Genomic DNA, 24649 nt, shown 5'->3' with positions numbered 1-24649 from the left:
GCAGCAACCGCGGTTCAAGTAGATCCACGCCGTGCGTGGATGCTCCCGCCATCAGACCGGGCCTGAGTCGAGCGTGGCTCGACTCTACAAAGGGCAGCCCCTCACAACCAGGGCAGGATCCAGTGGTCCACCAGCAGGAAGGCGAACAGCGCCATCAGGTAGACGATGGAGTAATAGAACATCTTCATCGAGAACAGTTCGTCCGGCGGATTGAGCATGCGCCAGGCGTACCAGAGGAACACCGCATTGAGCACGATCGCGCCGCCCAGGTAGAACGCACCGCTCATGCCCACCAGGTACGGCAGCAGGCAGACCAGCGCCAGCACCACCGAATACACCATGATCTGCTTGCGGGTGTGCACCACGCCGTGGGTCACCGGCAGCATCGGAATTTCCGCCTTGGCGTAATCCTCGCGGCGGAAGATCGCCAGCGCCCAGAAGTGCGGCGGCGTCCAGATGAAGATGATCAGCACCAGCAGCGACGAGTACGCCCAGTCCGACGAACCCTGCATGCCGGTCACCGCAGCCCAGCCCAGCATCGGCGGCATCGCGCCGGCCAGGCCACCGATGACGATGTTCTGCGAGGTCGCACGCTTGAGGTACACGGTGTAGATCACCGCGTAGCCGATCAGCGAGGCGAAGGTCAGCACGGCGGTGATCAGGTTCACCCACAGCACCAGGATGACCATCGACAACACGATCAGCACGCCGGCGAACACCAGCACCTGCCACGGCTTGACCTTGCCCACCACCAGCGGACGCCACGATGTGCGCGCCATCTGCGCATCGATGTGCGCATCCAGCAGCTGGTTGATCGCCGCGGCGGCCGAAGCGGCCAGCCAGATACCGAGGAAGCCGAGCACGCCTGCGCGCACCTGCTCCCAGCTGGGCACGCCGGGGATGGCCAGGACCATGCCGACCAGGGCGGTGAAGACAATGAGGGCAACGACCTTGGGCTTGGTCAGGTCCCAGTACTGGCGGTAATTGGAAAACATGGAATCAGTCCGGGGCACGCAGGCGGGCCAGCAGGCTGACCAGCACGAACAACAGGGCAACGGCCACGCCGTTGTGGGCCACCGCCACTTCCAGCGGCAGCGCCAGCTTCACATTGAGGATGCCGAGGGTGACCTGCAGCACCAGCAGCGCGATCAACGCGCTGGCCCAGCCACGCATGCTCGGCAACCGGAACAGGCGCACGCCCAGCCACAGCAGGTAGAGGGCCACCACCACCGCGAACAGGCGGTGTGCCATCTGGATGGCGATGCGCGAGGCGCCATCCAGCACGCCGCCTTCGTAATCCACGCCGATGCCACGCCACAGGGTGAAGCCTTCGACGAAGTTGTGCTGCGGCCACCACTGGTTGGCGCAGCGCGGGAAGTTGTCCAGCGAGGCGCTGCCACCGCCGCAGGCCAGCGCCGCGTAATTGGCGCTGACCCAGCCCCCCAACGCGATCTGGGTGACCAGCACCGCCACGCCGATGCGCAGCAGCCACTTCAGCTTCGGCGCCTCGGCCAGCGTGATCGGCATGTGCGTCGCGCGCCAGGCCATCCACACCAGCAGGCCGAACATCAGCATGCCACCGAGCAGATGGCCCATCACTACGATGGGTTTGAGCAGCAGGGTCACCGTCCACATGCCCAGCAAGGCCTGGAAGATCACCACCGCCAGGGTCAGCAATGCAGCGCGCGCCAGGTCGATGTTGCTCCAGCGCAGCGCGGCGATCAGCAGGATCGCCTCACCGATCAACGCCAGCACGCTGGCCGTGCCATGCCAGCCCATCATGTACAGCGGTATGCCGGCGGCCACCAGCACGCAGGCGGTCACCACCGCCGTGCTTCCGAATCGCCGCTTGCGCGTGGCCAACAGGGCCAGGGTCAGGATCTCGATGCCCAGCGCGCCAGCCAGGAAGCGGTGCACCTGCTCACGCCAGGCCTTGTGGGTCTCCAGCGGGCGGATCTCCGCCGCCGGGTGGCCGATGGTCTCTTCCACGTGCTGCGGCCAGGTGGCCTGGCCATAGCAGGTCGGCCAGTCCGGGCAGCTCAGGCCGGCATCGGACAGGCGCACGAACGCGCCGAACATGATCGTGCTCGCGGTCATGATCATGGCGAACCACGCCAGGCGGTGGAAATTGCGGTGCAGCGCCGGACGCGCGGAAAGGCTCATCAAACGGGACTCACTTCAGTTTCAGCAACGTGGCCATGTCCTTGCGCAGGCCACCCAGGTCGGTGCCCGGGGCATGACGCATGATCACGAAGCCGTTCGGATCGATCACGTAGACCGGCAGGCCAGCCGGATCGTCGACGCCGGGCAGGGCCGCGCGCAGTGCTGGCGACGGAGCCAGCGGCCGCAGCGCGGGCAGCGAGGCGATCGACGCCGGTGGCGTTCCCAGCCACAGGATTTCGACATTATCGGCGTTATGGCCGAACAGCTGCCACACCTTGCCCAGTCCCTGCGACAAAGTGACGCACTGCGCGTCGCAGGCACCGGCCGGCGCCACCAGCAGGCGCCAGGTACGGGCCTCGGGGTTCCAGGCGTAGGGCTGGCCGCTGGCCAGGGTCGGCGCCTGCTGGCGCAGGTCCACCGGCGGCTTCAGCAGCTGGCCGGCATTGCGGTGCCCGGTCGGTTGCCAGCCGGAGAAGCGCAGCACGGCGGCCAGTGCCATCGCACCGAAGAACACGGCAAACAGCAGCACCAGGGTCCGGCGGCCGGAGCCGCGCGCCTGCGGGGACGTAGCAGTGTTCATGCGGGGCATTTTCTCATGGTTGGGTAAGGGATGCGGGTGTGGTGCCCCGGTAGTGCCGGCCGCTGGCCGGCATCCAGGAATCCGAGGGGATGCCGGCCAGCGGCCGGCACTACCGGGCCACGGCACGTCTCCTGCGCCACTCCAGCACCAGCGCGACCACCAGCACGGTCAGGGCCAGGCCGAACCACTGCACGGCGTAGCCCAGGTGACGCTGCGGCGGCAGCGTGTTCGGCAGCAGGTCCAGATCGCGTTCGTCGCCGAATGGCAGTGCCGGGTCCAGGCGCAGGACGCGGTCGGGCAATACCGGTAGGCCAAGCGCCGCCGCCAGGCCTTCGGCGGGCAAACGGCTGGCCAGCCAACGCCCGGCCTCATCGGTAGCGGAGAACGCCGGGCCCAGTGCCAGTCCCGCCGACGGCGGCGGCGCCAATAACCCACGCACCGCCACCGGCGAAGGCGGCGCCGGCACATCCGGCAGCGTGCGATCCGGCGGCAGCGCGCGCCAGCCGAGGTCGACCAGCAGCACGCTGCCTCCGTCACTGCGGAACGGACGATAGATCTTCACCCCGGCGCGACCATGCCGGGTCTGGTTGTCCAGCAGCACCACGCCGGGCAGGAAGCGGCCGTGGTCGGCCACGCCGTGCAAGGCGCCGGGCGCCGCCAGGGCCTGCGACAACGGAAGCGCTTGCGCCACAGCTGGACCCTGCGCATCCAACATTGCCTGTTTGGCATGCATGCGCTGCAGTTGCCACAGCCCCAATGCGCTGAAACCGGCCATCGCCAGCACCGCCAACAGCCAGCCGATCACGCGCGTGTGCTGGCGCATCATGACAAGTCCGCGCAAACGCGGTCAGATAGGCGCATCCACCCTGCCCTCGAGCCGCGCATGAGTGATTCGCTGAAGACCCTGCTGGTAATCGCGTTTCTGATCGTCATCGTCTGGAATCTGGGCGCCGGCCTGTATTACCTGCTGGTCGACCGCGGCCAGACCAAGCGCACGGTCAACGCACTGACCCGCCGCATCGCGGTGTCGGTGGCGTTGATCCTGCTGGTGATCGTGAGCATCTACATGGGCTGGATAAAACCGCACGGCATCGGCGGCTGAGGCCACCGATACGTGCGCGGTCAAAGCACGTAGACGAACATGAAGAGCATCAACCACACCACGTCGACGAAGTGCCAGTACCACGCGGCGGCTTCGAAACCGAAATGGTTGTCGCGGGTGAAGTGCCCCTTGGCCGAACGCAGCCACATCACGATCAGCATGATCGTGCCCAGCAGCACGTGCGCACCGTGGAAGCCGGTCAGCATGAAGAACGTTGAACCGTAGATGCCCGAGCCGAGCGTCAGGTTCAGTTCCTTGTAGGCGTGGATGTACTCCTCCGCCTGCAGGGTCAGGAAGCCGAGGCCGAGCACCACGGTCAGGCCCAGCCAGATCAGCAGCTGGCGACGGTTGCCCGCCTTCAGCGCGTGATGGGCGATGGTCAGGGTCACGCCGGAGGTCAACAGGATCAGCGTGTTGATCAGCGGCAGGCCCCAGGCCGGAATGGTCTGGAACGTGCCACCGATCGCCGCCGGGCCATTGGTCGGCCATCCGGCGGAATAGCCCTGCCAGAGCAGCTCGTTGGTCATCACACCGCGGCCTTCGCCACTGAGCCACGACAGGCCCAGGTTGCGGGTGTAGAACAGTGCGCCGAAGAAGGCGCCGAAGAACATCACCTCGGAGAAGATGAACCAGATCATTCCCATCCGGAATGATCCGTCGACCTGGTGGTTGTAATTGCCGGCCTGCGATTCGCGCACCACGTCGCTGAACCACCAGAACAGGGTCAGCACTAGCATCGCGATGCCGATGTAGAACGTCCAGCGTCCCCAGCTGGCATCGTTGAGCCAGCTGGCCACGCCCACCATGGTCACCATCATCGCGATGGACCCCACGAACGGCCATTTGCTCTGGGCCGGGACGAAGTACACGTTGGCATCGGTCGGTGTCTGGGCCATGTCGGTATCCGGGTCAGGGTGCGGCGTGCGCGCCTTCCGAGGTGGCGGCCGGAGCCAGCCGATCGGACAGCGCGTCGTTGCGGTAGAAGGTGTAGGACAAGGTGATCGTCTTGATCTCCGGCGGCAGGTCCGGATCGACGATGAAGCGCACCGGCATGTCGCGCTTCTCGCCGGCCTGCAGCGTCTGCGCGGTGAAACAGAAGCACTCGGTCTTGCTGAAGAAGCCCGACGCACGCGCCGGCGCCACCGACGGTACCGCGCTGCCGACCACCGCCTGCTGGCTGTCGTTGCGGGCGAAGTACAGCGCCTCGTTGAGCTCGCCCGGCACCACGTCCATGGTCAACTGTTCGGGATGGAACGACCAGGGCAGGCGCGAGTTGACGCCGCCATCGAACTCCACGCGCACGGTGCGCTTGCCGGTCACGGCGCCGGTACTGGCCTCGCTGCCGGGACCGCGCTCCAGGCGCACGCCGAATACCTTTTCGCAGGCGATGCGGTACAGCGGCACCAGCGAGAACGTGAGCAGGAACACCGCCACCGCCACGCCGATCAGGCGCGGCAGCCCCGCACTGCGTGACGGTGTGGTGGCCGGCGCCTCGCTCATCGGCCGATCACCCCGCTGAGGATGAAGCCGACGTAGACCAGCACGGCGATGGCGCCGACCCAGAGCGCGGTGCGCCTGGCGCGTTGGCGCTGCTGCTCGATGCTTCCACCCTGGTAGAGCCGACCGCTGGTCGGCTGCGCTTCGCTGTTGTAGAGCCGAGCCGTGCTCGGCGGCTTTTCGTCAGTCGAGCATGGTTCGACTCTACCGATCGGGAGCGGGCTTTCGTTATGCATGCCCCACCTCAATGCGTGATGTCGTCATGCGCCAGATCCCCCGGGCGGATGGTCGGCGGCGTGGTGAACGTATGCGCAGGTGCCGGCGACGGCAGCGTCCATTCCAGGCCGCGCGCACCTTCCCACGATCGGGCCTCGGCCTTCTCGCCGTTGCGCAGCGAGGACAGCAGGATCGCGGCCATCATGAACGGCGTGACGAACATGCCGAACGCGCCGATCGAGCTGATCAGGTTCCAGTCGGCGAAGGCCACGCTGTAATCGGGAATGCGGCGCGGCATGCCGGCCAGGCCGAGGAAGTGCTGCGGGAAGAACAGCAGGTTGACGAACACGATCGACCACCAGAAGTGCACCTTGGCCCACTTCTCGCTGTACATCCGCCCGGTCCACTTCGGCCACCAGTAGTACACCGCCGCGATCAGCGCGAACACCGCACCGGTCACCAGCACGTAGTGGAAGTGCGCGACCACGAAGTAGGTGTCGTGGTACTGGAAGTCAGCCGCCACGATGGCCAGCATCAGGCCGGAGAAGCCACCGATGGTGAACAGGATGACGAACGCCACCGACCACAGCATCGGTGCCTCGAACGTCAGCGAGCCACGCCACATGGTGCTGACCCAGTTGAACACCTTCACCCCGGTCGGGATCGAGATCAGCATGGTGGCGAACATGAAGTAGATCTCGCCACCCAGCGGCATGCCCACGGTGAACATGTGGTGGGCCCAGACGATGAACGACAGGAACGCGATCGCGGCGGTGGCGTACACCATCGCCTGGTAGCCGAACAGCGGCTTGCGACTGAAGGTCGGGATGATCTCGCTGACCACGCCAAAGGCGGGCAGGATCATGATGTAGACCTCGGGGTGCCCGAAGAACCAGAAGATGTGCTGGTACATCACCGGGTCACCGCCACCGGCGGCGTTGAAGAAGCTGGTGCCGAAGAACTTGTCGGTCAGCAGCATGGTCACCGCACCGGCCAGCACCGGCATCACCGCGATCAGCAGGAACGCGGTGATCAGCCAGGCCCAGCAGAAGATCGGCATCTTCAGCAGGTCGATGCCCGGCGCACGCATGTTCAGCACAGTGGCGATGATGTTGATCGCGCCCATGATCGAGCTGATGCCGGCCACGTGGATGGCGAACACGCTGAAGGCGACGTTGTAGCCGCCCTGCAGCGACAGCGGCGGGTACAGCGTCCAGCCGCCGGCCGGCGCACCACCGGGCAGGAACAGGGTCAGCAGCAGCAGGCTGAAGGCCACCGGCAACAGCCAGAACGACCAGTTGTTCATGCGCGGCAGCGCCATGTCCGGCGCGCCGATCTGCAGCGGGATCATCCAGTTGGCGAGGCCGACGAAGGCCGGCATCACGCCGCCAAAGATCATCACCAGCGCATGCACGGTGGTCATCTGGTTGAAGAACTCGGGCTTGACGAACTGCAGGCCCGGCTGCGCCAGCTCGGCGCGGATCACCACGCTCATCGCCGCACCGATGATGAACATGATGAAGCTGAAACCCAGGTACAGCGTGCCGATGTCCTTGTGGTTGGTCGAGAAGAACCAACGCTCGAAGAAACTCTGCTGGTGATGGTGATCGTCGTGCCCAACTGCCGAGTGCGCCATTGCAAAACACCTCTCAGAATCGGTTGTCACCACGGCCGCGAACGGCCGCGGGCTTTACATCACGCGCCGCTGGCCACGGTGGCAGGCGCGCTGCCCGCTTCTGCAGCAGCAGGCGCAGCCGGTGCCTCGCTCGCCGGTGCCTCGCTCGCCGGTGCAGTCGGTGCCGCCGGTTCGGTAGGTGCCGCCGGCGTTGCCGGCTCGGCGGGCGGCGCCGGCTTGCGCTGCGCCAGCCACTGCTTGAACTCTTCCTTGGACACCGCCTCGACCACGATCGGCATGAAGCCATGGTCCTTGCCGCACAGCTCGGCGCACTGGCCGCGGTAGACGCCGGGCTGCTCGATGCTGGTCCAGGCTTCATTGATGAAACCGGGGATGGCGTCCTGCTTCCAGCCCAGCGCCGGCACCCACCAAGCGTGGATCACGTCATCAGAGGTGATGACGAAACGCACCTTGGTATCGACCGGCAGCACCAGGCGGTTGTCGACATCCAGCAGGTAATGCGGGTGAGTCTCGCGGGTCGGCACGATGCCACTTTGCCGCACGCGGTCGGACTCGCGGTCCAGGCGGCTGGTGAAGGTGACGTTCTCGCCGAGATACTCGTACTTCCACATCCACTGGTAGCCGGTGACCTTCACCGTCATCTCGGCATCGCGGGTGTCGTACATCTTGATCAGGTTGGCCGTGGCCGGCCATGCCATCACGATCAGGATGATCACCGGGATCACCGTCCAGATGATCTCGGCCTTGGTGTTGTGGCTGAAGGTGGCGGCGACCGCGCCCTTGGATTTGCGGAACTTGAAGATGGCGTAGGCCATCGCCCCGAACACGATGACGCCGATCACCGTGCAGATGATCAACGAGAGATTGTTCGATTCCCAGGCCAGGCGCGAGGTCTGGGTCACCCCCTTGCCCATGTTCAGCTGCCACGGCTTGGGATCGGCCGCCTGGGCCCAGGCCAACGCCGGCATCAGTCCCCCGGCCACCATGGCGGCGACCGCTGCAACGCACTTCGTGCCCCACCTGCTGCTTTGCTTCATTGCCTAGACCCTTAGCGTCGTCGGTTGCCGCCATCGCTGGCGGCGAGCAAGCTTTCAAGTGTCTCTGCGAGCGTCTGACGTTCGGCCGGCGCGAGGAAACTCCCCACCTCCACCTGCCGGCCGCTGGATGCCAGCCGGACCCTCTCGTCGTCGGTGAGCAGGCGCACCCAGTGGGGGTGGGCCCGGAACACCGGCGATCCACCGGGTACGGGGATGACCTCCACGTACGCCGGCACTACCCGGATCTCCTCCTGCCGTTCACCACTGCGCCACAAGGCACGCAGTGCCGCCGCCAGCACCAGGCTGTACAGCAGCGCGAACAGGGGGGCGAATGCATTGCCGGCCAACCACCCGAGGGCGGACACCAGCCACATCGCACCCGACAACACGGTGAACAACAGGACGAACTGCCGGGCATCGAGCGCCCGTGGGGGACGCAGCCGCAGCTGCGTACCTGACCCATCCGGAGCTGGAAGCACCTCGATCATGTCGCAACCGCGTTCCTGCCGCGGGAAACGTCTCGATGGTAGCCCCGCCCTCTCGCCGGTAGCAAGGGTGCATTCACACTTTTTACCATGCTGCAACACAGCATGAGGTCGGCGGCACGAATGACGAATTCAGCACAAATCCTGCCAAGCTTGCTGAACACGCTGAATCCACTGCAGCTAGGGGCTATCAGCGCTTCACGAAGGTGGCTGTTGGGCACTTCCGCAACCCGCAAAAATGATTAAAATCGCCAAGTTTTCCACTGGCCGGACCGGCATGAACGCACCTTCCTCCTCCCCTGCCGCCCACGACGCTCCGCGTCCCGGCGCGCTGCTGTCGCCGGAACTGCCGGCGCCCCCCAACCCGTTCCGCCAGGCCATCACCGATGGCTGGTTGAAGGACGAGGCCAGCCACGTGCGCGAGCTGCTGGCGCAGGCCCGCCTACCCGCCGAAGAGCAGGCCAAGGTGCAGGCGCTGGCCGCCGACCTGGTCGGCCGCGTGCGCGTGCGTGCCAAGGACCAGGGCGCGATCGAAGCCTTCATGCGCCAGTACGACCTGGGCAGCGAGGAAGGCGTGCTGCTGATGTGCGTGGCCGAGGCGCTGCTGCGCATTCCGGACCAGGACACCGCCGACAAGCTGATCCGCGACAAGCTGGCCGATGCCGACTGGGAAAAGCACCTGGGCGGCAGCGACTCGGTGCTGGTCAACGCCTCCACCTGGGGCCTGATGCTGACTGGCAAGCTGGTGCAGATGAACGACGCCACCCGTGCCGATGCGCCCAGCGCGTTCAAGCGCCTGGTCGGCCGCGTCGGTGAGCCGGTGGTGCGCCTGGCCGTGCGCCAGGCGATGAAGATCATGGGCCACCAGTTCGTCATGGGCCGCACCATCAGCGAAGCGCTGTCGCGCTCGCACAAGGGCGACAACGCGAACTACCGCTACTCCTTCGACATGCTGGGCGAAGGCGCGCTGACCATGAAGGACGCGCTGCGCTACCTGGAAGACTACCGTCGTGCGATCCACGCCATCGGCGGCGACCACAAGGCACGCGGCGGCCGTCCGGACGGCGACGTCAACAACGCGCCGGGCATCTCGATCAAACTGTCGGCGCTGTACCCGCGCTACGAGCACGCCAAGCGCGCGCGCGTGCTGAAGGACCTGGTGCCGGGCGTGCTGGAACTGGCACAACTGGCCAAGAGCTACGGCATCGGCTGCACCGTCGACGCCGAAGAGTCCGACCGCCTGGAACTGTCGCTGGACATCATCGAGCAGGTCTTCTCCGACGCCTCGCTGGCCGGCTGGGATGGCTTCGGCGTGGTCGTGCAGGCCTACCAGAAGCGCACGCCGTACACGATCGACCACCTGGCCGACATGGCCCGCCGCGCCGGTCGCCGCTTGCAGGTGCGCCTGGTCAAGGGCGCCTACTGGGACGCCGAGATCAAGCGCGCGCAGATCGAAGGCTACCCGGGCTACCCGGTGTTCACCCGCAAGCAGAACACCGATGTCTCCTACCTGGCCTGCGCCAAGCGCCTGTTCACGCATGCCGACGCGATCTACCCGATGTTCGCCACGCACAACGCGCACACCATCGCGGCCGTACGCAGCATCGCCAATGGCGGCGTGTACGAGCACCAGAAGCTGCACGGCATGGGCGACGACCTGTACGCCGAAGTGGTGCCGGCCGACCGCTTGAACCTGCCCTGCCGCGTGTATGCGCCGGTCGGTTCGCATGAAGACCTGCTGCCGTACCTGGTACGCCGCCTGCTGGAAAACGGCGCCAACTCCAGCTTCGTCAACCGCATCACCGACGAACGCGTGCCGATCGCCGACCTGATCCGCGATCCGGTCGAGATGGTCGCTTCGTTCGAATCGATTCCGCATCCCAAGATCCCGCTGCCAGTTGACCTGCTGCGCAGCCAGAACCACGACAGGAAGAACTCCATGGGCGCCAACCTCGCCAACGACAACGAACTGCGCGCCCTCGCCGAGCAGATCAACGCTGCAGTGAAGCCGTGGCAGGCCGCCCCGCTGGTGCCGGGTGCGAACCCGGCCGGCGCCGCGCTGCCGGTGACCAACCCGGCCGACACCCGCGAAGTGGTCGGCCAGTGGCTGGCCGCCGATGCCGCCACCGTGCAGAAGGCCCTGGCCAACGCCGTGGCCGCGCAGCCGGCCTGGAACCGCACCCCGGCCGCCAGCCGCGCCGCCATCCTCGAGTACGCCGCCGACCAGCTGGAAGCGCGCATGCCGGAGTTCATGGCGCTGTGCGTGAAGGAAGCCGGCAAGAGCCTGCCCGACAGCATCGCCGAAGTGCGCGAAGCGGTGGACTTCCTGCGCTACTACGCCAAGCAGGCGCGCGAGCAGTTCAGCCACGCCGAGAAGCTGCCGAGCCCGACCGGTGAGTCCAACGAGCTGCAACTGCACGGCCGTGGCGTGTTCGTCTGCATCAGCCCGTGGAACTTCCCGCTGGCGATCTTCCTGGGCCAGGTCGCTGCCGCCCTGGCCGCCGGCAACAGCGTCATCGCCAAGCCGGCCGAGCAGACCAACCTGATCGGCTACTACGCGGTGAAGCTGCTGCACGACGCCGGCGTGCCGGCCGAGGTGGTGCAGTTCCTGCCGGGCGACGGTGCCACCGTCGGTGCCGCACTGACCGCCGACCCGCGCGTGGCCGGCGTGGCCTTCACCGGCTCCACCGACACCGCCCGTGCGATCAACCGCGCGATGGCCGCGCGTGATGCCGCCATCGGCGTGCTGATTGCCGAGACCGGTGGCCAGAACGCCTTCATCGCCGACTCCTCGGCACTGCCGGAACAGCTGGTCAAGGACGCGATCGGTTCGGCCTTCACCTCAGCCGGCCAGCGCTGCTCGGCCGCGCGCGTGCTGTTCGTGCAGGACGACATCGCCGACAAGGTGATGACCATGCTGGCCGGTGCGATGAAGGAACTGAAGGTCGGCAACCCCGGCCTGCTGTCCACCGACGTCGGTCCGGTGATCGACGCCGATGCGCTGCAGATCCTGCAGGATCACGCCGTGCGCATGGACCGCGAAGCACGCCTGATCGCTGCGGCCGAGCTGTCCGCCGAAGCGGCCAACGGCACCTTCTTCGCCCCGCGTGCGTACGAACTGAAGGACCTGGGCCAGCTGCAGAAGGAAGTGTTCGGTCCGGTCCTGCACGTGATCCGCTGGAAGGGCGACCAGCTCGACGCGGTGATCGACCAGATCAACGCCACCGGCTACGGCCTGACCCTGGGCGTGCATTCGCGTATTGACGAGACCGTCGACCGCATCAGCAACGGCGTCCACGTCGGCAACGTCTACGTCAACCGCAACCAGATCGGTGCGGTGGTCGGCGTGCAGCCGTTCGGCGGCCAGGGCCTGTCCGGCACCGGCCCGAAGGCCGGCGGCCCGCACTACCTGCTGCGCTTTGCCACCGAAAAGACGGTGACGGTGAATACCACCGCCGCCGGTGGCAACGCCTCGCTGCTGACCCTGGGCGACTGATCGCCTGCGTCATGCGGTGAACGAAAAACCCCGCGAAAGCGGGGTTTTTTGTGCCTTTTTTCCTGTAGCGCCGAGCGTGGGCTCGGCGCTACACCCGCATCAGGCCGCGCCAATGACGCAACGCCACCAGCGCGTTGATCCAGAAGCCCACGTACAGGATCGAGGTCAGGTGCAGGCCACGGCTGTAGTACAGCGGCACCGCCACGGTGTTCACCAACAGCCACACCCACCACGATTCCAGCTTGCGCCGCATCATCAGGATCTGCGCGATCACGCTCAGCACCAGCACCGCCGAATCGATGTAGGGCGCGTAGGCGTTGGTCAGGCGGGTCAGCATCCAGCCGTAGCCGAACGTGGCCACCACCGCCAGCGGCGCGAGCCAGGCCCATGCACGCGGTCGCAATGAGGTAATCGGCAGCGGCGCACCGTGATCGCCACGCAGCCACTGCCACCAGCCCAGCACGCTGATGGCAATGAAGAAGAACTGCAGCACCATGTCTGCGTACAGGTGCGAACGCTCGAACACGGCGGCGAACAATGTGCAGCCCACGATGCCCAGCCACCAGGTGTGCACGTTGTTGCGGCCGGCCAGCAGGATCGAGCCGGCGACGGCAATGTTGGCAGCCAGCTCCAGCTGGAAGTTCGGATCGGACAGGTTCATGGCGCTATTGTCGTGGATCCGCACCGTGGCTGGCTGCGCTCTTCAGTAGATCCATACCACGCGTGGATGGCCCGTGGCCACAGAAAAAGAAAGCCCCGCTTGCGCGGGGCCTTCCGTGTGCTGCGTCAGGCCGAGGCCCGAATCAGAACTTGTACTGGAACGAAGCCGCCAGCACGTCGCCACGGACCTTGTACTTGCCCGACAGCGAGTTGCCCTGGTTGGCAGTGGTGGCACGCACGTTCACGTTCGGATCGCTGGTGAACAGGTGGGTGTAGCCAAAGTTGTACTCGGTGTTTGCCGACGGGGTCCAGCCCACGCCCAGCGACAGCCACTTGCGGCTGGTATCCGGCACGCGCACGTCGCGGTGTGCGTCGGTGGTCGGGGTCTGGTCCAGTGCAACACCACCGCGCAGGGTGACGGTGTCGCTCAGCTTGTAGTCGGCGCCCAGCGACACGAAGGTGGTGTCACGGTAGCCGAACTCCAGGACCGAGTCCGCCTGCGGCGACGCGTAGTCGACGGTGACGCTGTCAAAGGCGGTCGACCAGGCGGTACGGGTCACGTCGCCCATCACGGTCCAGCGGTCGTTGACCTTGTGGGTCACGCTCAGGGTGGCCGAGGCCGGCATGGTCACCGTGGCCTTGCCGCTGGTGTCCATGAACCAGCCGCGGGTACGCGGCGAGTTGGTCAGCAGCGAACGTGCGCGGTCGGCGCCGCTGAAGGTCGCATCACCACCGGTGATCTTGTGCTCGACCTTCGAACGGTAGCTCAGGCCGATGTGGGTGTTCTCGTCGATCGAGAACAGGCCACCGACGGTCCAGCCCACGGCATTGTTGTCACCCTCGATCTTCAGGGTGCCATCCGCGCTGCCCGGGGCGAAGCCCGGAGCGCCGGCGCCGGCCAGGATGCTGCCGTAGTCGACGGCGTTGCTCAGCTCGATGGTCAGGTGCTCGACGAACACCGACGCGCCGAACGACACGTACGGGTTGACGTCATACGACGCGGCGAAGCCAAGGTCGATGGCCTTCAGATCGGTCTTCAGGCCGCTGTAACGACCGACCCAACCGTTGTCGTATTCGGTCTTGAAGCCGAACGGTGCGGTCAGCGACACACCGAAGTGGGCCTTCTCGCCGATCGGCATGTGGAAGTACGCAGCCGGGACCGGAGCGATCATGCCGGCGTCGCCGCCGTCACCACCGGTCTGCGGGCGGCCTGCCGCATTGCGGCCCTGGCCCTTGAACTCGGCCTTGAAGCTGATGGCGCTCAGGTCGCCCTGGACCATCGTGCCTTCCAGCTGGCGCATGCCGGCCGGGTTGACGGCGATGATGGAGGCGTCGCCTTCGGCGCTGCCGGAACCGGCGAACGCGCGGCCGAGGCCCTTGGCGCTGTTTTCCTTCAGCTGGAAGGCAGCAGCGTTGGCGTCGGCGGCGGCCAGCGCACCGGCAACGCCGACGGCCAGCAGGGTCAGACGGGCAATGGTGGAAGCGGTTTGCATCGTAGTTCTCTCTCCGGTAAGCGGTGATGGTGCTCTGAGTGCGCCTGCGCCCGGCAGGCCTTGGGGCCCTTCGGAGCGCGCCGGATTCCCCTCCCGACATACGACGCCGTATGCGAGTATTACCCAGAGCTGTTAATGAAACAATAACAGCGCAGGCGCTTTTTTCGTCCCAGAAGCTGAACAGGACAATCCCCGCCGTAAGCGCCCGCACGCTAGGCTATTGCCCATGTTCGTCTCCCTCCCGTCGCGCAAGAAGGCGGCCCTGCGCTGGGCCACGCCCGTGCTGTTTGCGGCACTGTGGCTGGCGTTCCTGTGGTCGATCTCGCGTCCGGACGACGCCCGGGGCAGCCTCTGGCTGGACTGGGGCGCCCTGTCCACCGGCCTGACCCACCCGCTGGACTGGTGGGCGACCCTGCAGGACGGCAGCGTGCTGCGGCTGTTCACGGCTCTGTTCCTGCACGCGGACTGGTCACATCTGCTGGGCAACCTGGTGTTCCTGCTGATCTTCGGCCTGCCCGCCGAGCGGGTGCTGGGGCCGTGGCGGCTGCTGCTGCTGTTCCTGGTCGGCGGTGCGGTGTCCAACCTGGTAGCGATCTACACCATGGGCAGCCCGGACCAGATCATCATCGGTGCCAGCGGCGCGGTGTCCGCACTGATCGGCGCCTATCTGGCCCTGTTCCCGGGCGCCCGGCTGGGCGTGGTCATTCCGCTCGGCCTGTTCCTGGAGTTCGTGCGCGCCCCGGCCTACCTGCTGATCGGCGTCTGGGCCGCCCTGCAGGTGGTGTTCGCCCATATCGGCCCAAGCTTCGGCATGGTCGCCTGGTGGGCGCACATCGGCGGCTTCGTGTTCGGCGTGGTGTACGGGGTCTACGTGCGGGCGGCCATCGCCCGCCGCCTGCGCAAGCGCCACGGCTTCTGACCCCTGGTAGTGCCGGCCGCTGGCCGGCTCCACGCGCACCCGCTCGTTCGTGGCGTCGAGCGTGCTCGACTCCTTCATCGATATGGATCTGCTCCGTCCGCGATGACGCCGAATGCGTCACTCGCGACTGACCACCAACGTGTTGTGGTGGGTATCGAACAGCAGCGTAGCGCCGTCATCCAGCACCACGAAGTACTCAAAGAACGGCAACTCGCCGAGCAAAGGAATCAGTTCACTTGCCTGCAGAGTCCAGATCGGCCACGGCAATGCGCGCTCATCTGACGCTACCAGGCACATTTCACCGTTCACTTCCGCCAGCAGTTCAGCCAGGCAGGAAAGGCCTTCATCGCTGCTGTCGTATTGGATCGTCTGATCAGACGTCGCTTTGCCTGCCCACCAATAGACAAAGCGCGGATCGATTCCATGGCGGACCGCCAGGGATTCCAGCAGGGTGGCGGCCCGGTCAGGTGGCAGCGGATCACGGCCAAGGAGTTGGCTGATCGTAGTCGCCAGGTTCGAATCGTCCATGGGCCGATTCTATCGGGCGACGCCTCGGCCGCGTCGCCTTCTGCATGAGCAGGGTGTCCGCCAGGCACAGCCCGGCGCTACCCTCAGGGCTTGGCCGGGACCGGAATGGGCTTCGCTTCCGGCTTCGCTTCCGGCTTCGCTTCTACCTTCGCCTCCGGCTTCGCGGCAGCGGCCTTCGCAGCCTTGGCCGCATCCACTTTCGTCGCTTCGGCCTTCAAGCGTGCAGCCACCGAACCCGGGTTCTTCAGCTCGGCCAGCGCGTCGTTGATCGGGCCATCGCCCGGCAGTACCGCACCGGCGTGATAGCCCTCGGTGCCCTCGTCGTCACCGCGCAGATGGCCCGGCAGGGTCGCTTCGCTGTAATCGCTCAGGCTGGCCGGCAGTGCATCCTCGGCCGGCGTAGCGGCCGGCTTCAGTTCGACCTCCGGCACGATGCCCGTGGCCTGGATCGACTTGCCGCTGGGCGTGTAATAACGCGCGGTGGTCAGCTTCACCGAGTCACCGTTGTCCAGCGGCAGCACGGTCTGCACCGAGCCCTTGCCGAAGGTGCGGCTGCCAACCACGCGGGCGCGCTTGTTGTCGCGCAGTGCGCCGGCCAGCACTTCCGAGGCACTGGCCGAACCGGCGTCGACCAGCACCACCACCGGTGCGCCCTTCAGCAGGTCGCCCGGCGTTGCATCGAAACGTGCATCGCTGATGCTGATGCGACCGCGGGTACTGACGATGTTGCCCTTGTCGAGCAGGTCGTCGGCCACCTGCACGGCAGCGGTCAGCAGGCCACCCGGGTTGCTGCGCAGGTCCAGCACCAGGCCCTTGAGCTGGCCACCGGACTGCTTCTGCAGCTGCTGCACGTGCTTCTGGAAGTCCGAACCGGTGTCGGCCTGGAAGGTGCTCAGGCGGATGTAGCCATAGCCCGGTTCCAGCAGGCGGCTGCGCACGCTGGTCACGCGGATGGTCTGGCGGGTGAGGCTGACATCGAACGGCTTGGGCTTGCCTTCGCGCACGATGGTCAGCACCACCTTGCTGCCGGCCGGGCCGCGCAGCGGTTCGCTGGCATCGATCGCGCTGATCGGCTTGCCGTCGATGGCGATGATCAGGTCACCGGCGAGGATGCCGGCCTTGGCCGCCGGCGTGTCGTCGATCGGCGAGATCACCTTCATGCTGGCGTTGTCTGGCTGCTGCTGCAGCTCAACGCCGATGCCTTCGTAGGCACCGCTGGCCTGTTCGTCGAAGGCCTGCGCGTCTTCCTTGTTGAAGTAGGTGCTGTGCGGGTCGAGGTCGAGCAGCAGGCCACGCACCGCTGCCTGCATCAGCTTCTTGTCATCGACCGGATCGACGTAGGCGGCCCGCACTGCGTTGTAGACGGCCACGAAGCGGCGGATGTCCTCCAGCGGCACCTTCGAGGTCACCGCCTCCTCGCTGCTCGCTGCCTGCCCGCCGGTTTCCTGGCTCGGGGCGGGCGCGGTCTGCTGCGCCCAGGACAGCGCTGGCAACAGGGCCAGCAAGAGGGTGGCGGTACGGGCTGCGCGCATGGATCACTCCTGTCGACGGTGGCATGGTGCCCAAGGCACATGCACCGATTATGCGCGAAGCACAGCTAAATTCCCGTTGAATCCAGCCCGCTCATGGCGAGCCGGGATTCAGCGCCGCTGCAGCCAGCTGTCCGGATTCACCGGTTGCCCGCCACGACGCAGCTCGAAGTACAGCGCGGTGACCCCTTGGCCCCCCGAGTTGCCGACCTTGGCCACCGCATCGCCACGGCTGACCCGTGCACCGGCGTCCTTGAGCAGGGTGTCGTTGTGGGCGTACAGGCTCATGTAGCCATTGCCGTGGTCGACGATCAGGATCATGCCGTAGCCGGTCATCCAGTCGGAGAACACCACGGTACCGTCGGCCACAGCGGTGACGGTGCTGCCGGCCGGTGCGCCGATCAGCACGCCGCTGCTGGTACGCCCGTCAGGCAGCTTGCCGCCGTAGCGGGCCAGCAGGTTGCCGGACAACGGCCAACCCAGGCCCCCCACCTTCGGCGCCGGTGCGGAAGCCACCGCCGGCGGAACCTTGGTGGGCGGTGGCGGCCGTCCCTGTGCCGCGGCCTGGCGTGCGGCACGTTCGGCAGCGGCCTTCTCCGCTGCCGCACGGCGCGCAGCCGCGCGACGCTCGGCCTCGGCACGGGCGGCGGCCGCACGCAGATTGGCCAGCAGTGTTTCCAGCGCCTTGGCGTCCTGGCCCAGCGCCTGTTCCTTCTCGCGCTGGTCCTTGAAGCGCTCGTCCAGCGAGGCCACGGTCTTTGCACGATCGCGGCGGTCGGCTTCCAGCGCCGCTGCCTGCTGCTTCTGGTCCTGCTGCGCCCCCTGCAGCTTCTGCTTGCGCTCGGCAATCTGCGCCTGCAGCGCTTCCAGTTCCTTCAGGTCGGCGGTCAGCGTGGTGATGCGCTGGGCCCGCTCACGCTGCAGGTAGCGGTGGTAGGCCAGGGCGCGATTGGCATCGGCCACCGTGTCCTGCGACAGCAGCAGCTTCAATGGTGCGTGGTTGCCCAGCTGGTAGGCCGCACGCAGCAGGCCGGCCAGCTCGCGATGCTGCTGGGCGAGGTTGACCTGCAGCGTGCTGCGGCGTTGTTCGGCCTCGGCCAGGGCCCTTCCCTGCTCGCGCAGCGCGGTCTCGGTCTGCGCAAGCGCACGGCCGGTGCGGGCCACCTTCTCATCTGCCTCGCGCAGCTGCTGCGAGGCCTGGCCACGCTGGCCTTCGATCTGCCGGCGCTCCTGCGCCACGCCCTTCAGCTCACTGCGCAGCTTCTGCAGCTTGCGCTCGGTCTCGCGCGTGGTCTGCGCGGCACCCGGCAGCGGCAACGCCAGTGCCAGGGCCAGCCCCAACAGCAGGCAGCGCCCGCCGCGAGCAGCGGCGATGTGATGTCGGCGTGATGGGAAGGCGTTGTTGCGCAAGGGCTTTCCAGTGACTTCAGGCAGTTGCAGGGGGTACCGGGGAATGGTGACATCTCCGCACGCGGCCTGCCAGCCGCACATCCATCGAGGTCCCCATGAAAGCTCTCTCCATTCCGCTGCTGTTGGGCGTACTGCTGGTCACCGGGCCAGTGGCAGCGCAGGAAAACATCAGCAAGGTCAACGGCAGCATCAGCGCCGAACCCGGCCAGCGCTACGGCAAGCTGGACACCGTCAACGGCGGCATCCGTGTCGGCGAAGGTGTCGAGACCGGCAGCATCGACACCGTCAACGGCGGGGTCAAGGTCGCCGATCGCGCGCGCACCGGCAAGATCGAAACGGTCAACGGCGGCGTACGCCTGGGCCGCGAAGTGATCGCCCACGGCAGCGTCAGCACCGTCAACGGCAGCATCTTCAGCGATCGCGGCAGCCAGATCGAAGGCGGCGTTGAAACCGTGAACGGTGGCATCGGGCTGGTCGAAAGCCGCGTCGGCAACGACGTGGAAACCGTCAACGGTGACATCACCGTGGGCATCGGTTCGCAGGTCAAGGGCGGTGTGCACGTGCGCAAGCCGAACTTCAGCGTCTCGCTGACCGCCAGCCGCAAGCCGCGCGTGATCATCGGTCCGAATGCCGTGGTGGACGGCCCGTTGCAGTTCGAACGCGAGGTGGTGCTGTACGTGCACCGCACGGCCCGCATCGGCCCGGTCACCGGCGCCGAGCCGATCCCGTTCGACACCGAAACCGCTCCGGCGGACTGAGCACACCGCGCCCATCGGTTCGGTGATACTCGCTGTTACCGGTCGTACACGTGGTGCGGCCGCCCTTTGTTTTCCAGGAATCGACGATGCCCCGCAAACTCCTCCTGTGCCTGGCCGCTGCGGCCGCGCTCAGTGCCTGCAAAGGCGAAGACACTCCGGCGCCCGCGCCGGCCACCGACACCGCCACTGCCAAGCCGGCGGCCCATGCGTTCTCGCCGGAGATCAACGCCGGCGACTTCGCCGAGATGGTCAAGACGCTGGCTTCGGATGAATTCGAAGGCCGCGCCCCGGGCAGCAAGGGCGAGGAACTGACGGTCAACTACATCCGCGACCAGATGCAGCGCATCGGCCTGCAGCCCGGCAACGGCGACAGCTGGTTCCAGGATGTGCCGATGACCGAGACCACGGCCGACGAATCGACCGTGCTGAAGATCACCCAGGGCGGCAAGACCACCGAGCTGAAGTTCGGCACCGACATGGTGGTGGGTACCCGTACCGGCCAGGCCGAGGTGAAGGTCGATGCCAGTGACCTGGTGTTCGTCGGCTACGGCGTCGACGCGCCGGAGCAGAAGTGGAACGACTACGCCGGCCAGGACTGGAAGGGCAAAACGGTCGTCATGTTTGTCAACGACCCGGGCTTCCATGTCGATGACGCGAAGCTGTTCGACGGCAAGCGCATGACCTATTACGGGCGCTGGACCTACAAGTTCGAGGAGGCTGCGCGAAAGGGCGCCGCTGCCGCGCTGATCGTGCACGACACCGCCGGCGCTTCCTACGGCTGGGATGTGGTGAAGAACTCCTGGGCAGGCCCGCAGTACGACCTGCCGGCCAAGGATGACCCGGAAGCCCGCATTCCGGTGCAGGGCTGGCTGAGTGCCGACGCTGCCAAGGCGCTGTTCGCCGGTGCCGGCCTGGACCTGGCGCAGGCCTACAAGGACGCCAGCAAGCGCGGCTTCAAGCCGGTGCCGCTGAAGGCCACCGCTGCAGTCGATCTGAAGAGCCAGATCGCGCAGAAGCAGTCGCGCAACGTGGTGGGCGTGCTGCCGGGCAGCAAGCGTGCCGACGAGGCCGTGCTGTACATGGCGCACTGGGATCACCTGGGCAAGCACGAGGGCGAGACCGGCGACAACATCTACAACGGCGCGGTCGACAACGCGACCGGCGTGGCCGGCATTCTCGAAGTGGCCGAAGCAATGGCCCACCAGGAGCCGAAGCCGGAACGTTCGGTGGTGTTCCTGGCGGTGACCCTGGAAGAATCCGGCCTGCTGGGTTCGAAGTACTACGTTGCCCATCCGACCTTCCCGCTGGACAAGATCGCCGGCGTGATCAACATCGACGCGATGTCGGTGGCCGGCCGTGCCAAGGACGTTACCGTCACCGGCTTCGGCAGCTCGGAGCTGGAAGACATCCTCAAGCCGCTGGCCGCGGCCCAGGACCGTACCCTGCACGGTGAGACCTCGGTGCAGAGCGGCTTCTACTTCCGTTCCGATCACTTCAACTTCGCCAAGGCCGGTGTGCCGGCCCTGTACGCCGATGGCGGCGAAGACCTGCGCGAGGGTGGCGTGGACGCGGGCCGCAAGGCTGCAGCCGACTACGGCGCCAACCGCTACCACGGCCCGAAGGACGAGTTCGATGCGGCCACCTGGAAGCTGGACGGCACCGTCGAAGACCTGCAGCTGATGTACGGTGTCGGCAAGGAGCTGGCCGGTGGTGATCGTTGGCCGAACTGGTACGAAGGCAACCCGTTCAAGGCAGCCCGCGACGCGATGATGAAGGACAAGGCCCCGGCTGCGGCGAAGTAACGTCGAGCTTGCTCGACTGAGTACTGAAGCAAGCCAAGGCGGCGCCCGCAAGGGCGCCGCTTTTTTGTGTGTGATCGCGCCCTGCAGTTGTAGATGCCAACCTTGGTTGGCGCCGTGGTTCCATGCAGAGAGCATCCACGCATGGCGTGGATCTACTTGTAGTGCCGGCCGCTGGCCGGCAAACGATCGCTGTGTGGGCCTGCTGTTGGTAGCTGCCAACCTTGGTTGGCGCCATGGTTCCTCGCAGAGGGCCTCCACGCATGGCGTGGATCTACCGGTAGTGCCGGCCGCTGGCCGGCAATCACAGCGACGCGCACTGTCTGGACCTGCTGCCGGGGGGCGGCACCGCTCTTCGCAGGGACAGCCATCCACGCATGGCGTGGATCTACCGGCCGCTGTGCAGCCACGGCAGTGCCGGCCATCGGCCGGCACTACCCGCATTTCGCGCGCACAAAGAAAAACCCCGCTGCGCGAGCAGCGGGGTTTTGGGTGTAAACCCTGGCGATGACCTACTCTCGCATGGCTTGAGCCACACTACCATCGGCGCAGCTGCGTTTCACTTCCGAGTTCGGGATGGGATCGGGTGGTTCCACAGCGCTAATTTCACCAGGGAGACGGTTGCAGCAGCGCTTGCAGCGCCAGCTTCGCGATCTTGCCCTTGGGGCGGAAGGTACCCGGAAAATGCAGTGCCTTCACTTAATAAGAAAAACCCCGCTGCGCATGCAGCGGGGTTCTCGGGTATAAACCCTGGCGATGACCTACTCTCGCATGGCTTGAGCCACACTACCATCGGCGCAGCTGCGTTTCACTTCCGAGTTCGGGATGGGATCGGGTGGTTCCACAGCGCTAATTTCACCAGGGAGGCGGTTGGAGCGTCGCCATCCGATACAACTGGATAAGGCGCCTGCCTCTCGTAGTTCTTGTGACGTAGCGTGCACTTGGATGCTCTTACGACGTTGTCGTAAAGCCAAGGCAACTTGAGGTTATATGGTCAAGCCTCTCGGATCATTAGTATCAGTTAGCTCAATACATTGCTGTACTTACACACCTGACCTATCAACCACGTAGTCTACATGGTTCCTTCAGGGGGCTTGTGCCCCGGGAGATCTCATCTTGAGGCGCGCTTCCCGCTTAGATGCTTTCAGCGGTTATCGCTTCCGAACATAGCTACCCGGCAATGCCACTGGCGTGACAACCGGAACACCAGAGGTTCGTCCACTCCGGTCCTCTCGTACTAGGAGCAGCCCCTCTCAAATCTCCAACGCCCATGGCAGATAGGGACCGAACTGTCTCACGACGTTCTGAACCCAGCTCGCGTACCACTTTAAATGGCGAACAGCCATACCCTTGGGACCGACTACAGCCCCAGGATGTGATGAGCCGACATCGAGGTGCCAAACACCGCCGTCGATATGAACTCTTGGGCGGTATCAGCCTGTTATCCCCGGAGTACCTTTTATCCGTTGAGCGATGGCCCTTCCATACAGAACCACCGGATCACTAAGTCCTAGTTTCCTACCTGCTTGATCCGTCGATCTTGCAGTCAAGCACGCTTATGCCTTTGCACACAGTGCGCGATGTCCGACCGCGCTGAGCGTACCTTCGAGCTCCTCCGTTACTCTTTAGGAGGAGACCGCCCCAGTCAAACTACCCACCATACACGGTCCCCGACCCAGATAATGGGCCCAGGTTAGAACGTCAAGCACGACAGGGTGGTATTTCAAGGATGGCTCCGCTGCAGCTAGCGCCACAGTTTCATAGCCTCCCACCTATCCTACACAGACGAACTCAACGTTCAGTGTAAAGCTATAGTAAAGGTTCACGGGGTCTTTCCGTCTTGCCACGGGAACGCTGCATCTTCACAGCGATTTCAATTTCACTGAGTCTCGGGTGGAGACAGCGCCGCTGTCGTTACGCCATTCGTGCAGGTCGGAACTTACCCGACAAGGAATTTCGCTACCTTAGGACCGTTATAGTTACGGCCGCCGTTTACTGGGGCTTCGATCAAGAGCTTCGCCTTGCGGCTGACCCCATCAATTAACCTTCCAGCACCGGGCAGGCGTCACACCCTATACGTCCACTTTCGTGTTTGCAGAGTGCTGTGTTTTTGATAAACAGTCGCAGCGGCCTGGTTACTGCGACCCTCTTCAGCTATAGCTCGCACGAGCCACCAAAAAGGGTGCACCTTCTCCCGAAGTTACGGTGCCATGTTGCCTAGTTCCTTCACCCGAGTTCTCTCAAGCGCCTGAGAATTCTCATCCTACCCACCTGTGTCGGTTTACGGTACGGTCTGCGTAAGCTGAAGCTTAGGAGCTTTTCCTGGAAGCGTGGTATCAGTGACTTCGCCTTAAAGGCTCGTCTCGGTGCTCGGTCTTAGAGGATCCCGGATTTGCCAAAGATCCAAACCTACCGCCTTTCCCCAGGACAACCAACGCCTGGTACACCTAACCTTCTCCGTCCCTCCATCGCACTTACGCGAGGTGCAGGAATATTAACCTGCTTCCCATCGACTACGACTTTCGTCCTCGCCTTAGGGGCCGACTCACCCTGCGCCGATTAACGTTGCGCAAGGAAACCTTGGGCTTTCGGCGTGCGGGGTTTTCACCCGCATTATCGTTACTCATGTCAGCATTCGCACTTCCGATACCTCCAGCAGACTTCTCAATCCACCTTCAACGGCTTACGGAACGCTCCTCTACCGCGCATACAAAGTATGCACCCCAAGCTTCGGTTCTGTGCTTAGCCCCGTTAAATCTTCCCCGCAGACCGACTCGACCAGTGAGCTATTACGCTTTCTTTAAAGGGTGGCTGCTTCTAAGCCAACCTCCTGGCTGTCTGTGCCTTTCCACATGGTTTTCCACTTAGCACAAAATTTGGGACCTTAGCTGTGGGTCTGGGTTGTTTCCCTTTTCACGACGGACGTTAGCACCCGCCGTGTGTCTCCCATACAGTCCGTCTCGGTATTCGGAGTTTGCAATGGTTTGGTAAGTCGCGATGACCCCCTAGCCATAACAGTGCTCTACCCCCGAGAGGATACATATGAGGCGCTACCTAAATAGCTTTCGAGGAGAACCAGCTATCTCCGGGTTCGATTAGCTTTTCACTCCTAATCACACCTCATCCCCTACCTTTGCAACGGGAGTGGGTTCGGGCCTCCAGTGCGTGTTACCGCACCTTCACCCTGGGCATGACTAGATCACCCGGTTTCGGGTCTACTGCCCGCGACTATGCGCCCTTATCAGACTCGGTTTCCCTTCGCCTCCCCTATACGGTTAAGCTTGCCACGAACAGTAAGTCGCTGACCCATTATACAAAAGGTACGCAGTCACTCCTTGCGG

The 24649-nt window shown here is 65.2% G+C and carries 20 protein-coding genes and 3 rRNA genes (1 of these 23 cut by a window edge); 5 read left to right on the top strand and 18 right to left on the bottom strand.

The annotated features are described in order from the left end of the window. Positions 1–101: 101 nt before the first annotated feature. From cyoE to ACZLHH_RS01935, 4 genes are all read right to left on the bottom strand, one after another. Positions 102–995, bottom strand: a complete 894-nt coding sequence (gene cyoE, locus ACZLHH_RS01950) for a heme o synthase (RefSeq protein ID WP_010484229.1) — start codon at positions 993–995, stop codon at positions 102–104. Positions 996–999: 4 nt separating this feature from the next. Then, a complete protein-coding gene (locus ACZLHH_RS01945) occupies positions 1000–2163 on the bottom strand; it encodes a COX15/CtaA family protein (protein ID WP_049421194.1) in 1164 nt (387 codons plus the stop codon). 10 nt (positions 2164–2173) lie between these two features. Next, positions 2174–2743, bottom strand: a complete 570-nt coding sequence (locus ACZLHH_RS01940) for a hypothetical protein (RefSeq protein WP_032129724.1) — start codon at positions 2741–2743, stop codon at positions 2174–2176. A 109-nt stretch (positions 2744–2852) separates the two neighbouring features. Next, on the bottom strand, positions 2853–3569 hold the full coding sequence (locus ACZLHH_RS01935; RefSeq protein WP_049461907.1) for an SURF1 family protein: 717 nt from the start codon (positions 3567–3569) through the stop codon (positions 2853–2855). A gap of 57 nt (positions 3570–3626) precedes the next feature. Here ACZLHH_RS01935 and ACZLHH_RS01930 point away from each other — a divergent pair, with 57 nt between their 5' ends. Continuing rightward, entirely contained in the window at positions 3627–3845 is a 219-nt protein-coding gene (locus tag ACZLHH_RS01930; protein WP_005412025.1) for a twin transmembrane helix small protein, read from the top strand. Positions 3846–3865: 20 nt separating this feature from the next. On the opposite strand, the gene ACZLHH_RS01925 is transcribed toward ACZLHH_RS01930, so the two are convergent. From ACZLHH_RS01925 to ACZLHH_RS01900, 6 genes are read right to left on the bottom strand one after another with little or no spacing between them, the layout of a single operon-like run. After that, entirely contained in the window at positions 3866–4741 is an 876-nt protein-coding gene (locus ACZLHH_RS01925) for a cytochrome c oxidase subunit 3 (protein WP_049461908.1), read from the bottom strand. Positions 4742–4754: 13 nt separating this feature from the next. After that, on the bottom strand, positions 4755–5345 hold the full coding sequence (locus ACZLHH_RS01920; RefSeq protein ID WP_049461909.1) for a cytochrome c oxidase assembly protein: 591 nt from the start codon (positions 5343–5345) through the stop codon (positions 4755–4757). Beyond that, positions 5342–5578: a hypothetical protein gene (locus tag ACZLHH_RS01915; RefSeq protein WP_049461910.1), complete on the bottom strand. Its 237-nt coding sequence runs from the start codon at positions 5576–5578 to the stop codon at positions 5342–5344. The genes ACZLHH_RS01920 and ACZLHH_RS01915 overlap by 4 nt, the downstream gene beginning before the upstream one ends. An 8-nt stretch (positions 5579–5586) precedes the next feature. Beyond that, on the bottom strand, positions 5587–7194 hold the full coding sequence (ctaD, locus tag ACZLHH_RS01910; protein ID WP_004153896.1) for a cytochrome c oxidase subunit I: 1608 nt from the start codon (positions 7192–7194) through the stop codon (positions 5587–5589). Between the two features lie 59 nt (positions 7195–7253). Further along, a complete protein-coding gene (gene coxB / locus ACZLHH_RS01905) occupies positions 7254–8231 on the bottom strand; it encodes a cytochrome c oxidase subunit II (protein ID WP_049461911.1) in 978 nt (325 codons plus the stop codon). 11 nt (positions 8232–8242) lie between these two features. Further along, on the bottom strand, positions 8243–8719 hold the full coding sequence (locus ACZLHH_RS01900; protein ID WP_004153894.1) for a DUF2244 domain-containing protein: 477 nt from the start codon (positions 8717–8719) through the stop codon (positions 8243–8245). Between the two features lie 274 nt (positions 8720–8993). Between ACZLHH_RS01900 and putA the strand changes: the two genes are divergently transcribed. Beyond that, positions 8994–12212 (top strand): bifunctional proline dehydrogenase/L-glutamate gamma-semialdehyde dehydrogenase PutA, encoded by a 3219-nt coding sequence (putA, locus tag ACZLHH_RS01895; protein WP_071227445.1) that lies wholly within the window; start codon positions 8994–8996, stop codon positions 12210–12212. 88 nt (positions 12213–12300) lie between these two features. On the opposite strand, the gene pnuC is transcribed toward putA, so the two are convergent. Further along, entirely contained in the window at positions 12301–12873 is a 573-nt protein-coding gene (pnuC, locus tag ACZLHH_RS01890) for a nicotinamide riboside transporter PnuC (protein WP_049461913.1), read from the bottom strand. A gap of 142 nt (positions 12874–13015) precedes the next feature. Beyond that, entirely contained in the window at positions 13016–14365 is a 1350-nt protein-coding gene (locus ACZLHH_RS01885; RefSeq protein WP_032129717.1) for an outer membrane protein transport protein, read from the bottom strand. Between the two features lie 226 nt (positions 14366–14591). Between ACZLHH_RS01885 and ACZLHH_RS01880 the strand changes: the two genes are divergently transcribed. Beyond that, positions 14592–15284: a rhomboid family intramembrane serine protease gene (locus tag ACZLHH_RS01880; protein WP_019662230.1), complete on the top strand. Its 693-nt coding sequence runs from the start codon at positions 14592–14594 to the stop codon at positions 15282–15284. Between the two features lie 117 nt (positions 15285–15401). Here ACZLHH_RS01880 and ACZLHH_RS01875 read toward each other — a convergent pair whose 3' ends face one another. From ACZLHH_RS01875 to ACZLHH_RS01865, 3 genes are all read right to left on the bottom strand, one after another. Further along, positions 15402–15812, bottom strand: a complete 411-nt coding sequence (locus ACZLHH_RS01875) for a hypothetical protein (RefSeq protein ID WP_032129716.1) — start codon at positions 15810–15812, stop codon at positions 15402–15404. A gap of 83 nt (positions 15813–15895) precedes the next feature. Next, the gene (locus ACZLHH_RS01870; RefSeq protein WP_049461915.1) at positions 15896–17344 is read right to left on the bottom strand and encodes a S41 family peptidase; all 1449 of its coding nucleotides are present in this window, start codon (positions 17342–17344) and stop codon (positions 15896–15898) included. Between the two features lie 108 nt (positions 17345–17452). Next, positions 17453–18751 carry a murein hydrolase activator EnvC family protein gene (locus tag ACZLHH_RS01865; RefSeq protein ID WP_049461916.1) on the bottom strand — a complete coding sequence of 433 codons (1299 nt, stop codon included), beginning with the start codon at positions 18749–18751 and terminating at the stop codon, positions 17453–17455. Positions 18752–18846: 95 nt separating this feature from the next. Here ACZLHH_RS01865 and ACZLHH_RS01860 point away from each other — a divergent pair, with 95 nt between their 5' ends. Both ACZLHH_RS01860 and ACZLHH_RS01855 read left to right on the top strand, forming a co-directional pair. Continuing rightward, on the top strand, positions 18847–19509 hold the full coding sequence (locus tag ACZLHH_RS01860; RefSeq protein WP_032129713.1) for a DUF4097 family beta strand repeat-containing protein: 663 nt from the start codon (positions 18847–18849) through the stop codon (positions 19507–19509). Positions 19510–19595: 86 nt separating this feature from the next. Then, positions 19596–21311 carry a M28 family metallopeptidase gene (locus ACZLHH_RS01855; protein ID WP_049401620.1) on the top strand — a complete coding sequence of 572 codons (1716 nt, stop codon included), beginning with the start codon at positions 19596–19598 and terminating at the stop codon, positions 21309–21311. Between the two features lie 496 nt (positions 21312–21807). On the opposite strand, the gene rrf (ACZLHH_RS01850) is transcribed toward ACZLHH_RS01855, so the two are convergent. From rrf (ACZLHH_RS01850) to ACZLHH_RS01840, 3 genes are all read right to left on the bottom strand, one after another. Further along, a 5S ribosomal RNA gene (gene rrf / locus ACZLHH_RS01850) occupies positions 21808–21922 on the bottom strand. A gap of 134 nt (positions 21923–22056) precedes the next feature. Next, positions 22057–22171, bottom strand: a 5S ribosomal RNA gene (rrf, locus tag ACZLHH_RS01845). A 127-nt stretch (positions 22172–22298) separates the two neighbouring features. Then, a 23S ribosomal RNA gene (locus ACZLHH_RS01840) occupies positions 22299–24649 on the bottom strand (it continues 528 nt past the right edge of the window).

Source organism: Stenotrophomonas sp. 28608_Sma (assembly GCF_056486185.1).
This window is presented reverse-complemented; position numbering and strand designations above follow the sequence as displayed.

Bases quoted from the DNA above. Each gene is read 5' to 3' on its own strand.
- ctaD (WP_004153896.1), bottom strand. From the start codon at position 7,194: ATGGCGCACTCGGCAGTTGGGCACGACGATCACCATCACCAGCAGAGT.
- coxB (WP_049461911.1), bottom strand. From the start codon at position 8,231: ATGAAGCAAAGCAGCAGGTGGGGCACGAAGTGCGTTGCAGCGGTCGCC.
- ACZLHH_RS01945 (WP_049421194.1), bottom strand. From the start codon at position 2,163: ATGAGCCTTTCCGCGCGTCCGGCGCTGCACCGCAATTTCCACCGCCTG.
- ACZLHH_RS01940 (WP_032129724.1), bottom strand. From the start codon at position 2,743: ATGAACACTGCTACGTCCCCGCAGGCGCGCGGCTCCGGCCGCCGGACC.
- ACZLHH_RS01935 (WP_049461907.1), bottom strand. From the start codon at position 3,569: ATGATGCGCCAGCACACGCGCGTGATCGGCTGGCTGTTGGCGGTGCTG.
- cyoE (WP_010484229.1), bottom strand. From the start codon at position 995: ATGTTTTCCAATTACCGCCAGTACTGGGACCTGACCAAGCCCAAGGTC.
- ACZLHH_RS01870 (WP_049461915.1), bottom strand. From the start codon at position 17,344: ATGCGCGCAGCCCGTACCGCCACCCTCTTGCTGGCCCTGTTGCCAGCG.
- ACZLHH_RS01860 (WP_032129713.1), top strand. From the start codon at position 18,847: ATGAAAGCTCTCTCCATTCCGCTGCTGTTGGGCGTACTGCTGGTCACC.
- putA (WP_071227445.1), top strand. From the start codon at position 8,994: ATGAACGCACCTTCCTCCTCCCCTGCCGCCCACGACGCTCCGCGTCCC.
- ACZLHH_RS01900 (WP_004153894.1), bottom strand. From the start codon at position 8,719: ATGATCGAGGTGCTTCCAGCTCCGGATGGGTCAGGTACGCAGCTGCGG.
- ACZLHH_RS01925 (WP_049461908.1), bottom strand. From the start codon at position 4,741: ATGGCCCAGACACCGACCGATGCCAACGTGTACTTCGTCCCGGCCCAG.
- ACZLHH_RS01915 (WP_049461910.1), bottom strand. From the start codon at position 5,578: ATGCATAACGAAAGCCCGCTCCCGATCGGTAGAGTCGAACCATGCTCG.
- ACZLHH_RS01880 (WP_019662230.1), top strand. From the start codon at position 14,592: ATGTTCGTCTCCCTCCCGTCGCGCAAGAAGGCGGCCCTGCGCTGGGCC.
- pnuC (WP_049461913.1), bottom strand. From the start codon at position 12,873: ATGAACCTGTCCGATCCGAACTTCCAGCTGGAGCTGGCTGCCAACATT.
- ACZLHH_RS01855 (WP_049401620.1), top strand. From the start codon at position 19,596: ATGCCCCGCAAACTCCTCCTGTGCCTGGCCGCTGCGGCCGCGCTCAGT.
- ACZLHH_RS01930 (WP_005412025.1), top strand. From the start codon at position 3,627: ATGAGTGATTCGCTGAAGACCCTGCTGGTAATCGCGTTTCTGATCGTC.
- ACZLHH_RS01920 (WP_049461909.1), bottom strand. From the start codon at position 5,345: ATGAGCGAGGCGCCGGCCACCACACCGTCACGCAGTGCGGGGCTGCCG.
- ACZLHH_RS01875 (WP_032129716.1), bottom strand. From the start codon at position 15,812: ATGGACGATTCGAACCTGGCGACTACGATCAGCCAACTCCTTGGCCGT.
- ACZLHH_RS01885 (WP_032129717.1), bottom strand. From the start codon at position 14,365: ATGCAAACCGCTTCCACCATTGCCCGTCTGACCCTGCTGGCCGTCGGC.